This window comes from Lysinibacillus mangiferihumi (assembly GCF_003049665.1).
GTDB classification, from domain to species: Bacteria; Bacillota; Bacilli; order Bacillales_A; family Planococcaceae; genus Lysinibacillus; species Lysinibacillus mangiferihumi.
This window is the reverse complement of the sequence record NZ_PYWM01000006.1, coordinates 41,172-59,417: the sequence shown is the minus strand read 5'-3', so window position 1 is coordinate 59,417 and position 18,246 is coordinate 41,172. Positions and strand designations below refer to the sequence as shown.

General features: G+C 34.2%; 20 protein-coding genes and 1 pseudogene. 4 read left to right on the top strand and 17 right to left on the bottom strand.

The features are described from left to right. Position 1: 1 nt before the first annotated feature. From C9J37_RS07820 to C9J37_RS07805, 4 genes are all read right to left on the bottom strand, one after another. Positions 2-733, bottom strand: coding sequence for an ABC transporter permease (locus C9J37_RS07820; protein ID WP_107894925.1), 732 nt, complete (start codon positions 731-733; stop codon positions 2-4). After that, positions 726-1,655, bottom strand: a complete 930-nt coding sequence (locus C9J37_RS07815; RefSeq protein WP_107894924.1) for an ABC transporter ATP-binding protein — start codon at positions 1,653-1,655, stop codon at positions 726-728. The genes C9J37_RS07820 and C9J37_RS07815 overlap by 8 nt, the downstream gene beginning before the upstream one ends. Before the next feature lie 154 nt (positions 1,656-1,809). Then, positions 1,810-2,028: a helix-turn-helix domain-containing protein gene (locus tag C9J37_RS07810; RefSeq protein WP_107894923.1), complete on the bottom strand. Its 219-nt coding sequence runs from the start codon at positions 2,026-2,028 to the stop codon at positions 1,810-1,812. A 14-nt stretch (positions 2,029-2,042) separates the two neighbouring features. Next, positions 2,043-2,570 carry a DUF2975 domain-containing protein gene (locus tag C9J37_RS07805; RefSeq protein WP_107894922.1) on the bottom strand — a complete coding sequence of 176 codons (528 nt, stop codon included), beginning with the start codon at positions 2,568-2,570 and terminating at the stop codon, positions 2,043-2,045. Positions 2,571-3,240: 670 nt separating this feature from the next. On the opposite strand from C9J37_RS07805, the gene C9J37_RS07800 reads away from it, so the two are divergent. The 4 genes from C9J37_RS07800 to C9J37_RS07785 are packed head-to-tail and all read left to right on the top strand — an operon-like array spanning position 3,241 to position 4,686. Further along, entirely contained in the window at positions 3,241-3,606 is a 366-nt protein-coding gene (locus tag C9J37_RS07800; protein ID WP_024364320.1) for a DUF2085 domain-containing protein, read from the top strand. A gap of 18 nt (positions 3,607-3,624) precedes the next feature. Continuing rightward, complete coding sequence (locus C9J37_RS07795) at positions 3,625-3,906, top strand: zinc-ribbon domain-containing protein (protein WP_069514109.1); 282 nt, start codon at positions 3,625-3,627, stop codon at positions 3,904-3,906. Between the two features lie 15 nt (positions 3,907-3,921). Then, positions 3,922-4,341 carry a zinc ribbon domain-containing protein gene (locus C9J37_RS07790; protein WP_107894921.1) on the top strand — a complete coding sequence of 140 codons (420 nt, stop codon included), beginning with the start codon at positions 3,922-3,924 and terminating at the stop codon, positions 4,339-4,341. A gap of 18 nt (positions 4,342-4,359) precedes the next feature. Next, positions 4,360-4,686, top strand: a complete 327-nt coding sequence (locus C9J37_RS07785; protein ID WP_024364323.1) for a zinc-ribbon domain-containing protein — start codon at positions 4,360-4,362, stop codon at positions 4,684-4,686. Positions 4,687-4,837: 151 nt separating this feature from the next. Here the strand turns inward: C9J37_RS07785 and C9J37_RS07780 are convergent, their stop codons facing one another. From C9J37_RS07780 to walK, 13 genes and pseudogenes are all read right to left on the bottom strand, one after another. Beyond that, positions 4,838-5,047, bottom strand: coding sequence for a TM2 domain-containing protein (locus C9J37_RS07780; RefSeq protein ID WP_069514101.1), 210 nt, complete (start codon positions 5,045-5,047; stop codon positions 4,838-4,840). A gap of 260 nt (positions 5,048-5,307) precedes the next feature. Then, positions 5,308-7,017 carry an ABC transporter ATP-binding protein gene (locus C9J37_RS07775; RefSeq protein ID WP_107894920.1) on the bottom strand — a complete coding sequence of 570 codons (1,710 nt, stop codon included), beginning with the start codon at positions 7,015-7,017 and terminating at the stop codon, positions 5,308-5,310. Continuing rightward, complete coding sequence (locus C9J37_RS07770) at positions 7,010-7,750, bottom strand: MerR family transcriptional regulator (RefSeq protein WP_107894919.1); 741 nt, start codon at positions 7,748-7,750, stop codon at positions 7,010-7,012. The genes C9J37_RS07775 and C9J37_RS07770 overlap by 8 nt, the downstream gene beginning before the upstream one ends. A 265-nt stretch (positions 7,751-8,015) precedes the next feature. Further along, positions 8,016-8,318 (bottom strand): annotated as a pseudogene (locus C9J37_RS29545) (carcinine hydrolase/isopenicillin-N N-acyltransferase family protein); the annotation flags it as partial. Positions 8,319-8,745: 427 nt separating this feature from the next. After that, entirely contained in the window at positions 8,746-9,618 is an 873-nt protein-coding gene (locus C9J37_RS07760; RefSeq protein WP_107894918.1) for a tetratricopeptide repeat protein, read from the bottom strand. A 12-nt stretch (positions 9,619-9,630) separates the two neighbouring features. Then, entirely contained in the window at positions 9,631-10,578 is a 948-nt protein-coding gene (locus tag C9J37_RS07755; RefSeq protein ID WP_107894917.1) for an ATP-binding protein, read from the bottom strand. A 394-nt stretch (positions 10,579-10,972) separates the two neighbouring features. Beyond that, complete coding sequence (gene rlmH, locus C9J37_RS07750) at positions 10,973-11,452, bottom strand: 23S rRNA (pseudouridine(1915)-N(3))-methyltransferase RlmH (protein ID WP_024364328.1); 480 nt, start codon at positions 11,450-11,452, stop codon at positions 10,973-10,975. Between the two features lie 90 nt (positions 11,453-11,542). After that, positions 11,543-11,707, bottom strand: a complete 165-nt coding sequence (locus tag C9J37_RS07745; protein WP_107894916.1) for a CxxH/CxxC protein — start codon at positions 11,705-11,707, stop codon at positions 11,543-11,545. A 265-nt stretch (positions 11,708-11,972) separates the two neighbouring features. Beyond that, on the bottom strand, positions 11,973-13,271 hold the full coding sequence (locus tag C9J37_RS07740; RefSeq protein WP_107894915.1) for a S1C family serine protease: 1,299 nt from the start codon (positions 13,269-13,271) through the stop codon (positions 11,973-11,975). A gap of 182 nt (positions 13,272-13,453) precedes the next feature. After that, complete coding sequence (locus C9J37_RS07735; protein ID WP_107894914.1) at positions 13,454-14,242, bottom strand: MBL fold metallo-hydrolase; 789 nt, start codon at positions 14,240-14,242, stop codon at positions 13,454-13,456. 2 nt (positions 14,243-14,244) lie between these two features. Further along, positions 14,245-15,078 carry a two-component system regulatory protein YycI gene (locus C9J37_RS07730; protein WP_107894913.1) on the bottom strand — a complete coding sequence of 278 codons (834 nt, stop codon included), beginning with the start codon at positions 15,076-15,078 and terminating at the stop codon, positions 14,245-14,247. Continuing rightward, the gene (locus C9J37_RS07725; RefSeq protein WP_107894912.1) at positions 15,065-16,381 is read right to left on the bottom strand and encodes a YycH family regulatory protein; all 1,317 of its coding nucleotides are present in this window, start codon (positions 16,379-16,381) and stop codon (positions 15,065-15,067) included. Before C9J37_RS07725 ends, C9J37_RS07730 begins: the two co-directional genes overlap by 14 nt. After that, complete coding sequence (walK, locus tag C9J37_RS07720) at positions 16,378-18,243, bottom strand: cell wall metabolism sensor histidine kinase WalK (protein ID WP_107894911.1); 1,866 nt, start codon at positions 18,241-18,243, stop codon at positions 16,378-16,380. The genes C9J37_RS07725 and walK overlap by 4 nt, the downstream gene beginning before the upstream one ends. Positions 18,244-18,246: the final 3 nt, after the last annotated feature.

Below are 18,246 nucleotides of genomic sequence, written 5' to 3'. Positions count from 1 at the left end.
CTCATTCATAAGTATAGTAATTATTTTTTATAGAGATTAAGAAAATAATTACTCCATATAAAATAGATTCAATACAATAAAGAGTGATAATTCTAGTATTTTTTATGTCTATCCACACATTATCGACGTTTAATAAAGGAATGAACATTGCAAAAATATCAGGTATAATATCCTTGATTAAAAAAAAGAATAAAATAATAATTGTTAAAGAAAAAGCCAACAAACCGTTTTTAACCATTAAATGAAATAGTAATTGACTATAAGGAATAGTGATGGCAACTAAAAAAAAGATAAATTGGAGTTTCAAAAATTCACTAATATTAAATTCAATATTCATTATTATCAATAGGATAAAAGATGCCGTGGTATATAAAATATTAAACGCTATATACATTACTAAATGCAAAGTATGTTTAGTCATTAATAATTTAAATTTAGAAATAGGTTTCGTTAATAAAATAGACCATGTTCCATTTTTATTTTCAAAAGATATTAAATAATACCAATTTATTGCTGAAAAAATTGCTAATGTAAAAGTTGCAAAATAAGCTGATATAGAAATAATGGATTGAATCTCCATTAGTCCTTCACTTAACAAATACTCTTTTTTATATAAGATAAAGGATAAACTTAATCCAAATGTGATTAATGCAGATATAATTATTAGTAATATGAGTTTAAATGAACCTATTTTTTGAAATTCAACCTTACCAATATTTATAAAACTACTCATACAATCCCACTTCTTTCTTAAGAGGATTATCTGTCTTAGTCAAATTTAAAAATATTTCTTCTAATGTTCTTTTTCTAGGTGTTAATTCATATACATCTATATTTTTTTCTGCCATCTTTTTATTTATAACGGCCATCTTATATTGATCTGCTTTAAATGAAAATTTATTATCTTTCAATCTTGTAACATCTAAACCACTATTAGTAAGCATTTGTATCACTTCTTCCGATTGTTTAACTTTCACAATATATTCTTCTGAAATTAAAACATCTTCTAACTTACCATCATATATTAATTTCCCTTGATTAATTAAAGCAATATAATCTGCCATCATTTCAATTTCAGCTAAATTATGGCTAGATACAAAAATGGTCTTCCCCTCATTTTTACATAAATTAATTAAAAAATTTCTAATTTCGTGAATGCCTTCAGGATCTAATCCATTTGTAGGTTCATCCAAAATCAATATATCTGGATCATTTAACATTGCAAACGCTAATCCTAATCTTTGCTTCATTCCCATTGAAAAGTTTTTAACTTTTTTATCCTTAGCATAATAGATGCCTGTTACATTTAAAACTCTATCTACTTCAGCTAACGGTTTATCGGTTATTTTTTGAATATAAGCTAGGTTTTCATAAGCAGTTAAATTAGGGTAATAACTAGGCGAATCAATGAAACAACCAACATGGTTAAATAGGGATTTTCTCCACTTTTTAATGTTCTTTCCTTTAAATAATATTTCACCTTCATCTGCTTCTATTAATCCTACTAAAATTCTCATAGTTGTTGTTTTTCCAGCACCGTTTGGTCCTAAAAATCCATATAGAGAACCTTTTGGTATAGTTAGTGATAAGTTTTTCACTACTTGTTGTAATTGAAATGATTTAGATACATTCGATAATGTAATAATCGCTTCCACAATAACACTCTCCCTCTATAAATGTTGATATATCAACGGTTTAATCCATCTTTAAAGTGGGAAAAATTAACTTTTAAATTCCACTATGTGATGCACTATTAGATCTTTACGATGCTTATGATGACATACCTCCCGTGTCTCTTGGCGCCCTCCTTTAATTATTTTGACTTTCATCTTCTATATATTCTAAGATGTCGCCAGGTTGACAATTTAACGCTTTACAAATTGCATCCAAAGTTGCAAACCGAATAGCTTTTGCTTTACCTGTTTTTAAAATTGAAAGATTACTATTTGTTATATCAATTTCTTTTGCTAATTGTCCTAATAATATTTTCTTTTTTGCCATTTCGACGTCAAGATTAATTCGTATCATAAGCTGTCACTACCCTATACAGTAAATTTATTTTCTTCTGCTATCCTTATTCCTTCTTTAAAGATAAAACTAAATACAAATAGAGTGACTGCTGCAATTAAAAATCCATAATTTATCGAAAGACTACTATCAATATTTTCTGATAATACTTTTTGTTTCTCGAGAATCTCATTTATTACTAAGTTTTGAGGTATATTACTAAAAATAGACATTATTGCAAGTATATAAGATGTATTTCTAATTATTTTGTAATTTTTCTCAATAAATATTTGTTTTTTTATTAAATTCTTTATTATTGTTAAAGCAAAAAATAATAAACATAGTACTAATAAGCTATTAATGATTACCATCACTAATATATCAAACGTAAAATCTAATTCATTTCCAAATACTTCAATTGCACCAATTTTAATTTTTAAATTCAATCCATATTCAGATAAATCTGTAAAATAAAATACTGTTAAACTTACGATGTTTAAAAAACACACTATAATTCCTAGGAAAATTAAAATATTAAGTAATTTCAGCACGCGATAGCTCACTATATCACCACTCCCTTTTTTTACTTATTTTAGCATATATATTATGATAATCAAATATTTTTTATTGAATATCAATAAAAAATGATTGATTATCAGTAATTATGAAAAACAAGCATATCTTCTTTATATGCATCACGAATAGCCATCTATCTTTTTTTTAGAATAGACGACTATTTTGTACAGATCGATTGTTATTTTTCGACCAAGGCATGTAATTATTTAATTGACTGCTGATGGAAATGTAATTTTGTATGTAAGCTCTATCTAATAATAGAATTGAAAAAAAATCCGTTTGCTTTTGCCGTTTCAGCTAAACTTAAGCAGATGGCATTGACTTTAGTACCAGCTTCACTAACAGCTAGTTCTTACGACGAATCGCATTGCCGACAGCATTGTTATCGATTTCTACCGTTGCACAGAAACACTTTTATTCTGTTTATAGTATTTATTTAATGTGTATTCCCGCTTTGGCTAAGCTATATTTACAAACTCAATCTCACATTACACTTCAGATTAGCTAAAAACTTCATTTAAAAATATACATTTTCGCAAAAAGTTACTATGTATAATTTTACCTTACATTACAATAAAACTAAAATTATGTATTGTATTCACTAGTTTCCATTTTTGTTATATACTATACGCTAGAATAATAAAGGAGCTTACAAATATGGCAAAAAATATTAATTTTTTATTGCAAGTTTTTTTCTTTTGCCATCAAAGGCCAGACCGCTCATTCCATTTTAAAGGTAAAAAGTTCCCTTTATGTGCAAGATGTACTGGGATGGCTGTAGGATATCTCTTATCCATCATGTTAGTGATACTTTTAGGTTTAATAGATTTGCGGATTATCATATTACTAATTTTACCAATGGCTATTGATGGTTTTGGACAATTATTTGGTAAATGGACAAGTACTAATAATAGACGGTTCCTTACTGGATTATCGGGTGGTATCGGTATTATATATATTTTCTACATTATGGGTTACCAATTTTTTTTATTGGGTCAAAATGTTGGAAGAAATCTACAATGAATTATTGGAGGTACTATTATGTTTTGTAGAAACTGTGGCGAACAAATTTCAGAACACGCCGAAATTTGTATTCACTGTGGTGTCCGAGTAAAAAATGCAGTTGGGGATGACAAACCAAACTGGGGTATTAACATCATTACACTTTGCTGTGTACCACTTGTTGGATTAATTATGTATTTTATTTGGAAAAATGAAAAACCAGTTGCGGCTAAATCCGCTTTAACATTCTTCTTCATTAGCATAGGAGTTATCGTATTATTCTATATCGTAATGTTCATTATTGGATTAGCAAGTCAATAGCACGAGGGCATAGTTATGTATTGTACTCATTGTAGTGAACCTATTGCTGCGTTAACGGAAATTTGCACAAAATGTGGCGTACGACCTTACGTCACTAAAAACTTCTGTCACTCATGTGGCTCTAAGGTAGATAGTAATCAAGCCATGTGTATTGCTTGTGGCTCTATGCTAAAAGAAATTAAAAAAACGCGAGCAGCAGAATCTTATCATCCAGCGATTATGGGGATTCTAAGCTTTTTCCTCGTTGGATTAGGACAAATAATAATGGGACAAATTTTTAAAGGGTTAGTTATGTTAGTCGTTTCTTTTATTCTTACATTGATAACCTTAGGATTATCTTCTTTTATTATTACGCCTATTAACGTAATCGATGCTGTCCTGATTGCAAATAAAAAACAACAAGGGAAGCAAGTTGGCAAATGGGAATTTTTTTAATATGTAGGGGGTTTTACGATGTTTTGTCCTAATTGTGGTTCTAGCATTGATGACAATGCCGAAATTTGTATACATTGCGGTGTTAACGTATTAACATTTCACAAACAAAAGACTGTAGCAAAAGAAGATGCACCAAACATTTGGATTAATGTACTCAGCTTATGCTGTTTCCCTCTACTTGGTTTTATTATCTATTTTGCATGGAAAGATACACAGCCAAAAGCAGCAAAATCAGCTTTAATATTCGCGGTAATTGGTCTAGCTATTTCAATTATTGTAGCGATTATTTCATTTGTAATAGGCTTTGCAACTGAAATGATGAATGATAGCTATTATTACTATTAATTACAATAGAACACTAACTGTATGAAACAATTAAGAAGGGTAGACATTGAAAAGTCTCCCTTCTTTTAATGTATTGCTATAAATAAAAGCAACAAGCGTAAAATGTATGTACAAACTCATTGTTTTTTATTCACTATTGTACTTCTTATGTTTAATTAGATTTAACAAGGTTGCCGTCTTTATCAGTAAATTTACCAACGATAATCATAATTAAGTCTACTAGTGTCCAAATACCTAAACCGCCTAATGTAATAAACATTAGTATCCCTGTACCTATTTTGCCTACATAAAAACGGTGAACACCTAAACTACCTAAAAAGAAGCAAAGTAATATTGTTGCTACAAAACTTTTGTCTGACATGAAAATACCTCCGATAATTTTATAAATACTATAAGTTCCCACCAAATAATTATATTACATATTAAGGTTTTTTTAACATTTTTTTCTTATACCTTTTTCCGCATTTTTATAATCATATTCTAGTTATTCAGTAACTAGAATATGCTATATAAGTTCCATCCATACAGGTATTTTTCCTTAATATAACTATTAATTCCTTATAACATAAAAAAAGACATATTCATTTTTCTTTGAATATGTCTAACGAAGAATTCAATCTTTTACTTTGTCATTAGTTTAATTAGCTGTTTATAATACGGATGATGTTCTTGAAGTTCCTCATGTTTTCCAGAACCCGTAATAAGACCATCCTCAAACACTAAAATTTGATCGGCATGTACAATTGTAGATAAGCGGTGTGCAATAATAACGGTTGTACGTCCTTTCATAACATACTCTATTGCCTTTTGTACCTCTCTCTCTGAGTCATTATCAAGGTTAGATGTTGCTTCATCTAATAATAGGATTGCTGGATTTCGGAATAAAGCACGTGCGATTGCTATCCGTTGTCTTTGTCCCCCTGATAATTTAATTCCCCCTTCGCCTACTTCAGTATCTAATCCTTTTTCAAACTGTTGAACAAAATCCCATGCGTAGGCATTTTTTAATGCCTCTATAATATCTGTTTCTAAAACATCACTTTTCCCATATGTTACATTATCACGAATTGTTCCATTCATGAGTGGGGCTTCTTGCGATACATATCCAAATAAGCTGCGCCACTCCTTTAAAAGGATTTGTTCAATTGGCTGTTCTCCAAATCGAATAGTCCCCTCTGTAACATGATAAAATTGTTCTATTAATGAAAACATTGTCGTTTTCCCTCCGCCACTGGCACTAACCAATGCGGTTGTTTTACCAGCTGGAATCGTAAAAGAAATACCTTTTAAAATTGGATTATCATTGTATTGAAACACAACATTTTCAAAAGTAATTGACTCATTGGAAGACGAAATAGCATTTTTTCCATATCCTTCAATTGGTTCATTTAAAATTTCTTGTAATCGTTCTGTCGCACCCATTGCCTTTTGAAGTGAAGTGAAAAATGTTGCCATTTGTGTAAATGGAATAATAATTTGCACAAGGTAAATAATAATCGCTACAAGTTCACCTGCAGTAATCGCACCTGTTGCTACTTTTGCGCCGCCATAGCCGAATAATAAAATGAGTACCACCATCATAATAAACGTCATAATGGGTGATAACACGGCTAAAATTTTTGATTCTTTTAATCCAAATTGATACAAATGTTGGATTTTTTCTTCTCCATTTAGCTGCTCATAGTTTTCTGTTTGCGACGTTTTCACGAGTCGTATATTCGTTAATACACGCCCCAACTGTCCTGTAAAACTAGCAAGCTCATCTTGATTTGCCCTCGCGATTTTATGAATACGTTGTCCAAGAGGCAAGGTCAATAAAATGGCTACTGGCACTGATATTAGCATCAATAATGTCATTTTCCAATCAATGATGATTAATATTATTACCGCACCAACAATTGCAAATAAGCCCGAAATAAAACTAATTAAATGATCTGTAATAAGTTCCTTAATAACATTCGTATCTTGCGTAATTCTGCTCATGGTTTCCCCAGATTCATGTGCATCAAAGTAAGGAATACGTAACCGTAAAACATGTGCCCATACCTTCATTCGCAAATTAGCCACAATTCTTTCCCCAAGCTTACGCATCATATAAAACGTTACACCACTAAGTACTGCCTGGAAAATAAGAAATACACCTACTAATAAAATGGACTGCCATGAGAAACCAATCGTTGAAAAATCATTAATCATTCTCATCGTAAATAATGGCACAGTCAATCCAATAAGTGTTTCAACAATACTCAGTAAAAGAGTGCCTATCGTCAGTTTCTTTGATAATCGACTGCTATTCACAAGCTGCCAAATGCCTCGTACTGAATTATTCATCAGCTTCCCCCCTATACACTCCTAGTCGTTCAGCCTGCGAAATAAACCATTCTTCCTCTTCCTTTGTAAAAGGTGTAGGAAATAACCAATCATTTAGCTCAATATCTTCATATTCCTTTAATACTTCGACTAAATCTTCTACCATATCTTGTGGAATTAATGATAATAGCTGCTCCATTAGTGCTTTCAAAGAATCGTCTTGAATCGGTTGAACGTATGCCTGCTTCAATTGATTAGCTAAAGCCATGTATTTTCGATTAAATTCAATCATATTCATTCCGAAAAAGTTATATAGCCGCTCGATTAACTCATCAGGTAACATCCCTCGCCAATAGTCTCGTTGCTCATCCTCTTTGAGTAAGTTAAATATCATCGTTAAAAAAATGGATGTATCAATGGCTTCTTTTTGTTTTCCTATGTTAATCGCCTGATCCAAGCTCGTAATTACACGATCGATTTGGTTTCGCTTCTTCTCTAATTGGCGTTTTTGAAACATTAATGATTCGATTAACTGCTGTTCCCCGTTCTGTAAAATATCTTCTATCTCCTCTAAAGAATAATCCAAATATTTTAAGGTGACGATTTTTTGAAGGGTCTCGATGTTACCGTCATTGTAATAACGATGCCCCGATTCTGAAATATAGCATGGTTCTATCAATCCCTTTTCACTATAAAACCGTAAAGCCCGTACCGTTAGCCCTGTCTTCTTTGCAAATTGACCTATTGAATACATATATTTTCAGCTCCCTTTCCTCCAGTATAAAATCTACCGTTACGTCAGATGCAACTACTTTCCTCAATAAATAAAAAAAGAACACCTATTTCGTGTTCTTTAGTGAATGACAATCTATATATTTTTGCGATGATTATTGTTGTGGGATTATCAACCGCACTTAAAGTAGGTACGGTGAACCTTACCTACTTTAAGTGCGGTTTTTATTTAGTTTACATTTGATCACCAATTATGCTACTCCAAAACCAAAAGAGGTTAGTCAATTTTATAAAGCTTTATTAATTCTTCCTTTCATAACTCCAGAAAGACTTAAAGTTCCATCAAAATATTTTCTTAGGGAAAACATAATTGGTTCACTATTCTCTCCTACACCAATTATGAGGCTTAAATCTTTTGGTGAATAGACACCGGTATGTAGCGTTCCGAAGTACTCTTTATAGTATTTAAAAAATAAAGGAGAATTTCCATTATTAAAATGGCGATAAACAGATATTGGTGAAAGTTCCTTTGTTAATAGACTATTTATATACTCCTTACGCTTTACTGATCCTTGTATCTCTTTCCTATTTTTTTCTCGTAATGCTCAGAGAAGCTTTCAGTATTGATATTTAAGACTAAAACATAATTACCCGTGCACATTTATAATTTTTACCCCAAATGACTTGATTGCTTCCTGCAAAGCCTCATTCCCCCATATGGTAATCCAATTGGATTGAAATATAGTCTTTCAATCGTTTCACAAATTTCTACGCAGCCACCAAAAATAGGACACCCCATATTCTGTAAAAAAAGTCCATTAACGCAGTATCATTATCAAAATTTTCAATTTGAATAGTGTCCTCTTTCATTTTTTAATATAGCCAAATATAGACTCAATTCGTTGCAATATAACACTATGGTGAAATGAAAAATTCAATATAGCAGTAGTTGCTAATAATATCGTCTCCCCTTATTATTTCAAAACGGATTATCAAACAGTGACTGCTTGGTATTATTTACACCTTTACAAATAACCGACCGAACACTTTTACATTGACAATCATTTTTGTTATCCAATGAGCAGCAACATATAAAATAATAAAAACAACTACAAGAGGCTTGAATAACATCCAGGCCACAAGCCAAATAAGAAATACCATTGCCGGCTTTACTTTATTTAACATTCTAGAAGGCACTAAGAGCCATTGGTACACCTTAAATTGCTTTTGCAAAATTTCCAAGTACTCTACTCTTAATTGCTGATTGTTAGGTTCTAATCGAACTGCATTTTCCAAATAAGACAATGCCTGCGCGTAATCTCCTCTTTGGTCAGCAGCCCAAGCTACATACAAAAAGACCGTCGAACTCTCTGAATCTAGTTGTAACGCTTGTTTTTCTGCTTGGAGAGCAATTTCTTGGTTCCCCAAAATACTTTCAACATAACTATAGCTTGCAAGATAAAACGCATTGGATGGTTCCAACTTTAACGCTATAAGAAAACTTTCTTTCGCCTCCTCGTACTCCCCATTTTTATTGTAAATATTCCCTTTTAAAAAATAATAAAAGGCGTCATCAGGAAACAGCGTTAAAGCCTCTTGAATTGCAGTCATTGTCTCTTTATATTTACCAGCCGTGTAAAGTGTACTTACCCTAAATTCCCATGCAATTTCATTTTCTGGGTCTTTCTTTAATGATTCTAGTGACCAATGTAAAGCCTTTTTGTGGTCCCCTTGTTTTAAATAAACCTTACTAAGTACGGCATAGCCATCCGCATCTTCGGGGTATTGTTGAATATAGTTTTCCGTCTCTTTAATGGCTTCTTGCAAACGTTCCCATTCATATAATTGTTCAATCCGGATGAATTGTGCATATTGCGCCTCTTCATTCACGCATTCCACACCCTATCTAATCTTATTCTCTTTTAAATATTCCAGGACTTGTTGATAGTCTTTATTCACATCACTAAAGGTGGCATAATTTTTAGCTGTTGAAAACCATTCCAAAGTTGTTGGCTTACGGCGGCTCAATGCTTCGCTTAAATCATTATTCGTTAACGGTTGTAATTCGCCCATTTCCAATGAACGTTGTAATGCGGACTCGATGGCATCCCCAACAAGTTGTTCAAGATCTGCCCCCGAGAAATGAGCTGTTTTACTAGCAATTTTTTTATGATTAAGTGCGTTCTGTGGCTTGTCTTTCAGCTTTAGTTTCAGAATGACCTCCCTTTCCTCTACAGCAGGCGGGGAAATAAAAAGTAATTGATTGAAACGACCTGGTCTCCTTAATGCGGAATCCAAATACCACGGTGTATTCGTTGCACCGATGACATAAATACCATGGTTATGAGCATCTAATCCATCTAACTCAAGAAGTAATTGATTGACAAGCATTCGCTCATGATGCTGTCTCATGTTTTGACGATTTCCACCAATTGCATCCAATTCATCAATAAATAAGACACATGGTTTGTTTTCCCGCGCAGCTTCAAATACATCGTGTAGATTATGTTCACTTTCTCCTATATACATCGATAAAATTGCCTGTAATTCCATATGTATAAAACTAGCGTTAATTTCACCAGCAATCGCTTTTGCTAAAAATGTTTTCCCACAACCTGGTGGTCCATAAAGCAGTAAACTTCCACCCGCTTCTTTCCCATATGCTTTAAAAAACTCCGGATTTTTAAGAGGGAGAATAAAATTCATCTGAATCTTTTTCTTAACTTCCTCCAAACCACCAACGTCAGCAAAAGTTTCACTCGGCTCAGTCTTTTCAATAAGCGTATTTCGATCTTTATCAAATTGGATTACTTTTAACTGTTTTCGTTTTCCTTCATGATCAATTGTCATAACAATCTCCTTCGCTTAAATTCACTTTATTCTATGGATATTGGAATAATTTTACGGGTTAATTTTAGAATATAATGTAAAAAACGTCTACAGGTCCAAAGACACGTTACAAAAGGTGCCAGTCGCTCCAACAAATATGCTTGAGTGACTGGCACCACGTTTATAGTATTATTGCCCTTGCACTGGAGTCCACAAAGAATTTTACATTGTATAAAAAAGAGAGCGATGTACCTGCTGAAAAAAAAGATGCTCCAAAGTCTTAAAGCCGGATTCGCAAAAACAACAAGGGAATCAAATAATTGAAGTTTTAGAATGGAATAGAACGTAAAAATACATCAGTACATTTGAACGCTGAGAAATCAACAATTCTATGTGGTTCATTCAAAAACCTCACTTACTTGTGATAAGGCTCTCCCTTAATAATGCGAAAGCTTCGGTAAATTTGCTCAATCAAGACTAGCTTCATTAGCTGATGTGGTAATGTCATCTTGCCAAATGATTGTTTTTCGTCGGCACGTTTGAGGACGTCGTCGTGTAGGCCGAGTGAACCGCCTATGACGAAGGCAATTTTACTTTTTCCATACGTCATTAAGGACTCGATATCGGCTGCCATTTCTTCAGATGTTTTCATTTTGCCGTTAATGGCAAGGGCGATTACGTATGTATCTGGGCTTAGTTTTGCAAGGATCCGTTCGCCTTCTTTTTTCTTTACAATTTCCATTTCTGCCTCGCTTAATTGCTCCGGTGCTTTTTCATCAGGCACTTCCGTTAACTCCATTTTTGCATAGCCACCAAGGCGTTTTACGTATTCGTCGATCCCCATTTTTAAGTACTTTTCTTTTAGTTTTCCGACTGATACAATTGTTATATTCACACGTTATCCACCTTTACATTTCATTTACAAACAAATTATCCACAAAAGTTATCAACATATCCACAACCGTTTCCTATATATTGTGTAAAGTTATTTACTTGATACAATATATTCTGCTGGCTGTTCGCAGTAACTACATTTTGTGGATAACTTTTTTCCCTTTTCTACTTTATCCATAATTGGGAATACTTTTTGCTCCGCAACAAACATGTCTAAAGCGTGATCTATATGCTTTTCGCAACTGAATTTTTCCATTTTTACATGTCTCCTTATTTTCCGAAATTTCCACAAACTTATTCACAATTCGGTCTATGTTATCCACAATCTATTGTAACAAAGGAATAGCAAGTAGGAAAGAAAGGCTTTCTCTCGCTAATTGCTGTGTAAAGTAATTATTCACAAATTTCTAGTTATCCACATCTATAATTGTAAATTCCCTTGGTAAAATTATTCTTTAAATAAAAAATCTCTTTAAATAAAAAATCGGTAGTAGATTTTACATCTACCACCGATTAGCTTATTACAATGAATCGCTATTTGTTAATGTTAATGTTAATTCCACTAACTTACCTTCGCGGTATACTTTCATTGTTAATGTATCACCAATTTTTTTGTCGTTGTACAAGTGCTTACGTAAATCAATCGAAGTTTCGATTTTTTTACCGTCCATTTCAACAATTACATCATATTGTTTTACACCTGCTTTTGAAGCTGGTGAGTTAGCTACAACATCTGTAATGACAACACCTGTTGTTACGTCTTTTGGTAAATTTAATGTTTGTTGTTGATAGTACGCTGGTACCTCAGTTAAATCCACTAATGAAATCCCCATCGTTGGACGTTTCATTTCACCATTTTTCTCTAATTCCTGAATAATTGGAATCGCTGAATTGATTGGAATGGAGAATCCTAAACCTTCAACTGATGACTCAGCAATTTTCATGGAGTTAATACCAACTAATTCACCAGCTAAGTTTACTAGTGCACCACCACTATTACCACGGTTAATGGCTGCGTCTGTTTGTAACACTTCTTGTTGCCAATCTGCAACCTTGTCACCATTTAAATCGACTGGTACTGAACGGTCTTTACCTGACACGACACCTGTTGTCACAGAGCCATAAAAATCTAGACCTAGTGGATTCCCAATCGCAATCACTGTTTCACCTTGTTTTAGTACATCTGAATTACCAAATGTTGCAACTGTTTTAACATCTTTCGCACTGATTGAAATAACGGCTAAGTCTGTCCAAACGTCGCTACCGACTAATTGCGCCACTTCTTTTGAGCCATCTTGCATTGTTACTTCTAACTGTTTTGCCCCTTCAATTACGTGATTATTTGTAACGATAAAGGCTTTATCACCACTAACTTTATAAATAACACCTGAGCCGCTTCCAATTTCCTTTTCTGTTGTTGTTGGCTGGTTCCAAAAATCCCCACTTGTTACTTCTTGAATATTGGTGATTCCTACTACAGCGCCTGATACTTTCTCAACAGCACCTGTAACATCTGTCGTCACTTCTGTTGCAACCTGATTGATGGTTGTGTCATTTTTACCGGAACTACTTGTTGTTGTCCCCGGCATTTGATTGACAAGCCCAGGAAGCATTAGCCACACAAGTAATGCACCAATAATAACCCCTATTAGACCACTAAAGAAATAGCCACCTTTTCCTCCGCCGCTGTCTTTCTTTTTAGAACGCTTCGCTTGCATTTCTTTTTCCTCACGTTCCAATCTCTCCTGTAGAGGGGATTTTTGGATTTCATCATTATTTAGAAAATCACTGTTTTTGTCATCATCATTTAAATAACTCATGTTCCTCATCCTTTCGTACAACTTCTATCTATTAATTCTTGCCTTTATCATACGATTCAAACATTAAAATTACATGAAAAATAAATAAAATGGACATAAAAAATAGCTGTTCAATGCATTAACTATAAAATGTCATTGAACAGCTTTTCTTTTTTATATGAACGCTTGAACCTGATTTATTCTTAAACCGTTACTAGCTTTGTTGGCTCTTCTGCATCCGTATCTACTAAATGAACATACTCACCTGCGATAATCCCGCAAGATTGCAACGTTTGTGTCACACTCATACGCGCAAGCTCTTTCATATTATTATCTTTACTTAAATGGGCTAAATAAATATTCGTTGGCTTTTCAAATACTACCTCGCTCATTGCAATAGCAGCATCTTCGTTCGATACGTGTCCTACATCACTCAAAATACGACGTTTTATAGACCACGGATAGCGACCCATTTGTAGCATATTGACATCATGATTACTTTCAAACACGAAGGAATCTGCCCCACGAATAATGCCCTTCATACGATCACTAACATAGCCTGTATCGGTAATTACCACGAGTTTACGACCATTTTCATGAAATGAATAAAACATCGGATCTACTGCATCGTGTGAAACAGCAAAGGATTCTATAGCTAAAGAGCCAAAATGCTTCACCGTCTCCATTTCAAACTCAAAACGTTGCTCTAGCGGAATATCTCCAACGAGTCCATCCATCGCTTGCCACGTTTTAGCATTTGCATATACCGGTACATTGTATTTACGAGCCAATACGCCAATTCCTTTAATATGATCACTGTGCTCATGTGTAACTAAAATGCCACTTAGCTGTTTCATATTGCGATCGATTTTTGTGAAGAGCTGCTCCATCTTTTTGCCACTTAAGCCAGCATCGACAATAAATGCATGATTATCGTTCTCTACATAAATCGAATTGCCTGTACTACCACTTGCTAAAACACTAAATCGCATCTTTAAACTCCCCACTCTTCTTCTTCAACCTCTTGCTTGTCCTCTTGAATTTCAATAATCTTACCTGCCACAGCATCAACAAAATACTCTTCCGTTTCACCGTCTGCTAATTTTACTCGTACTTCCCATGTTGGCAATAATACTTGTTTTTTCGTTAAATAGACAAGTGTGGAATAGCCTAGCTGCATCTTGTCAACATGTGAATCTGGCTTTAAAAGCCCTTTTGCGTATAATGCCTGCACAACTTGAATCGGCGGAAGCACACTTTGTTGTTGCCCCACTTCCTCAATATTGTCTAGCAACGTTTGCTCATACATTGTTACTTCATTGTCCGCATTCCACTGTATTTTTAACAGACCACTCTTATTGTAATAGAGCATTCGATTATTTGCTTTTTGAAAGAAAATAGCTACACGCTCTTCACGATTAACCTTCCATAATCCATAGGAACTGCCTTCTTTAATATTTGCCTGCACAAATTCTGTGAAACTGGCATCATCATTAACATTTCGCAACTTCACTGGATTTACGAAAATGACATGCGCCTCTTTGACTTCTAATTTTGCATCTAAGCTATTTACGCGATGATTAGGATTGGTAAAATCAGCAGCCGTAAAAGTGTGGACTTTACCAGAAATAAGGGTAGCTGATTCCACGTTATTAGGCAGTACACCATACGTAATATTATCCTCTTTCAATCGGGCATCTAACGTTTTCTCACCTGGTACTTCAACACTTTGCGCCTCATTGTAACGATTGACATACAATGAATATAAGAAAATATTTAATATTAAAAAGACGACTATAAAAATGGATTTTGTTCTATTCCAATCCATTTTTTACACCCCCAAGCATTTCAGGTGTCAGTAAAACCCATGAACCGTTGCGAATAACAAACCAGCTTGGTTCTAATGTAAATAATCTTAGATTTTCATCTTGTGTTAAATAATACCCAACAGCAATTTCATCGATATCTGATAATACAATATTATTAAGTTTATGAATTTTTTCAACGATTTCTGTACCAGATGGCAGTTCTTTAATCTCTTTTTCCGATATGTCTAAAGAGAAGTATGGACGATTATAGCGGAAAATGCGATTATCTCCCCATACCGTTTTGATACGCGTACTTGCTTGATCACTATAGACGGGGAACCCTTGTAAAAACAGCTGGTACTCGATTTGATTTTTACTTGGATTGCTTGATACATAGCGGTAATCTGTTGTAAAGCCTCCATGCTCATTGATAAATTCAAAGCTATCCCGGAAGAGCTTCGATGGTTCAACTCGTTCGCTACTTTCTGCCGCTGGATAGACATAAGTCAATGATTTAAACCTTGTATCCACAGTCATAAGAGACAAGCCATCTGTATATTTTTCAAATGTCGCACTGTCTACATTACGCTGTACGACGTTTGGCTCTGAAAATAAGACATTTTTAAATAATTCAGGTGAAAGTTCATTCATATAATACGTATATTTTACGGATTCAATTGTATCATTTGGCACGTAAAGCGACGTATAGCCATCTCGTTCTACTTCTTTATACGCACTATGCAGTTTGGATGGTTCAATAATATCTTTTGCAAATTGATTGGCATTTGTAATACTTGCATGTGAGCGTAATAGTGATTTGTTAGAGCTACTAATGAAATATATTTGTACTTCTTTGTTAGCGTAATTTGTCCAATCGATTATAATGCGATTAAACGTTGTCTCTGGTAACTCTTTTTCACCAAAGTTAAAAATTGTACCTAGCTCTGAAAATGGAATTTCCCCGGCAAAAAATACAGTCATACGGTTATTAGCACGTATCATCTCGTTAACATTTGCTGGTGAAATATTATTGTTCACTCGAACTAGGTCTAGGATGTTCCAGCCATGAAAGATATTCATAATATCTTTCATGGCGCCGTTTGATACAGTACCTGTTAATTCTTCGTCACTGCTATAAATAGCTTTATACGGCTTAATAACATCTTCTATTTTCTTTTGTGTACCAATTAAAATTTCCTTACCTTCTGTTTGCTCTATTACATTGTAATCAGGCGTATATGTCCAAATAATAAAGGTTAGCACAACACTCAGCATAACGAGTAGAAATAAAACAATGGATTTTACCGGTTCTATATATTTCATTCCCACTCACCTGCCTCGTCAAAATCATCTAATTCAAATGGTAATGTGAAGAAAACGGTTGTCCCATATCCCTCTTCACTTTCAGCCCAAATCTTCCCACCATGTGCTTCAATCATTTCTCGCGCAATCGCTAGCCCTAGACCTGTTCCGCCCATAGAGCGTGCGCGGGCGCGATCCACGCGATAAAAACGATCAAAAATACGTCCTACATTTTCTTTTGGAATACCCATGCCATCATCCGAAATCATGACCTTCAACGTATCTCCTTGGATGGTAAAACCAAAACGTACACTACCCCCATCTGGAGAATATTTTATTGCATTTGAGATCACATTATCAATTACTTGCGTCACCTTATCCGTATCAATTTCAACGTAATAGGATGTCTCTGGAAGTAATCGTTCAAATGTTACATTTTCTGATTTAGACATTTCAAAGCGATCGATAATCCGATTAAAGAATGAATTAAATAACACAATATCTGTGTTCAATTTGTAATTACTACTATCCATTCGTGATAATTGTAGTAAATCATTCACTAAACGAATCATTCGCTCTGTCTCTGTTTGCGTAACATTTAAAAATGTAGGTGCTATATTTTCGTCTTTCCAAGCCCCATCAATTAATGCTTCAAGGTAACTACGCATCGTTGTTAATGGTGTACGAAGTTCGTGTGAGACATTCGATACAAACTCTCTACGCTCCATCTCAATCTTTTCCTGTTCCGTAATATCATGAAGTACAGTAATTAACCCATTAATAAACCCTGTTTCTTTTTGAATTACCGAGAAATTGGCACGTAAAATATAGGGTGCCTCTGCCGTACTAAAGTCCAAATTGACGGCATCATTCATATGGATTAAATCCTCAAAGCTATATTCTTGGTCGATGCCTAACACCGAAGCGATTGGACGCCCCAATGTGATATCCCTCGAAATATGCAATAACTCTAAGGCTGGATCATTAATAAGAATAATGCGTCCTTTACGGTCTGTTGCAATTACACCATCGGTCATATTACTAAGGACCGAATGAAGTTTCCGTCGTTCAGCCTCTGTCGTCGATTGAGACTCTTGCAATCGATTGGTTAAGTGGTTAAATGTAGTAGCCAGTTGGCCAATCTCATCAGTTCCATAGACTCGTACTTTACGAGAAAAGTTCCCTTTCGCCATGGCTTGTGCTTGTTTACGCATATCAGCAATCGGCTGCGTAATAGTACGCGCTACTAAAATGCCTAAGAAAATAGTAACCACTAACGACACAGCGGTACCACCTAGGAAAATACGGTTAATATCACTCATCTGCTCGAAAACAGATTCAATATTTGCTTCAATGTAAAGCACCCCGATAATTTCATCATCAGGTCCAGCGCCATCACGAATTGGCGTTGCTAATACCCATACTCGATTTCTTGTTTTATTGTCCAGTTTTATCAGATCAAATAGTGTTTCGGCTGATATCGCTCGACGGACAAGGTCTGTATTCGAACGTTGTCCTATTAAATTTTGATTATCTACTTCTGAAGTTGCAAGTATACGCTGTCTACTATCAATTACGCGAATTTCTAAAATATCGCCTGTCGAAACATCCTTCAACCCTGTGGAAAATTCTTTTACAATGGATTTCAAACTTTCCTCAAGTGAAGGCATACTTTCATCGCGTTCTTTTAAAATTTCTTCACGAATGCTATATTGCATCAAATCTACACGCTGAAAAATAGACTCTTGAAAATTACTTTTCAAATTTTCCTCTAGTTGCTTTGCAAAATAGATGCCTATAATTTGTAATGCCAACATAATCAACAAAATATAAATTAGTACAAGCTTGACATGAATTGATTTAAAGAAGCTTACTTTCTGCATTTC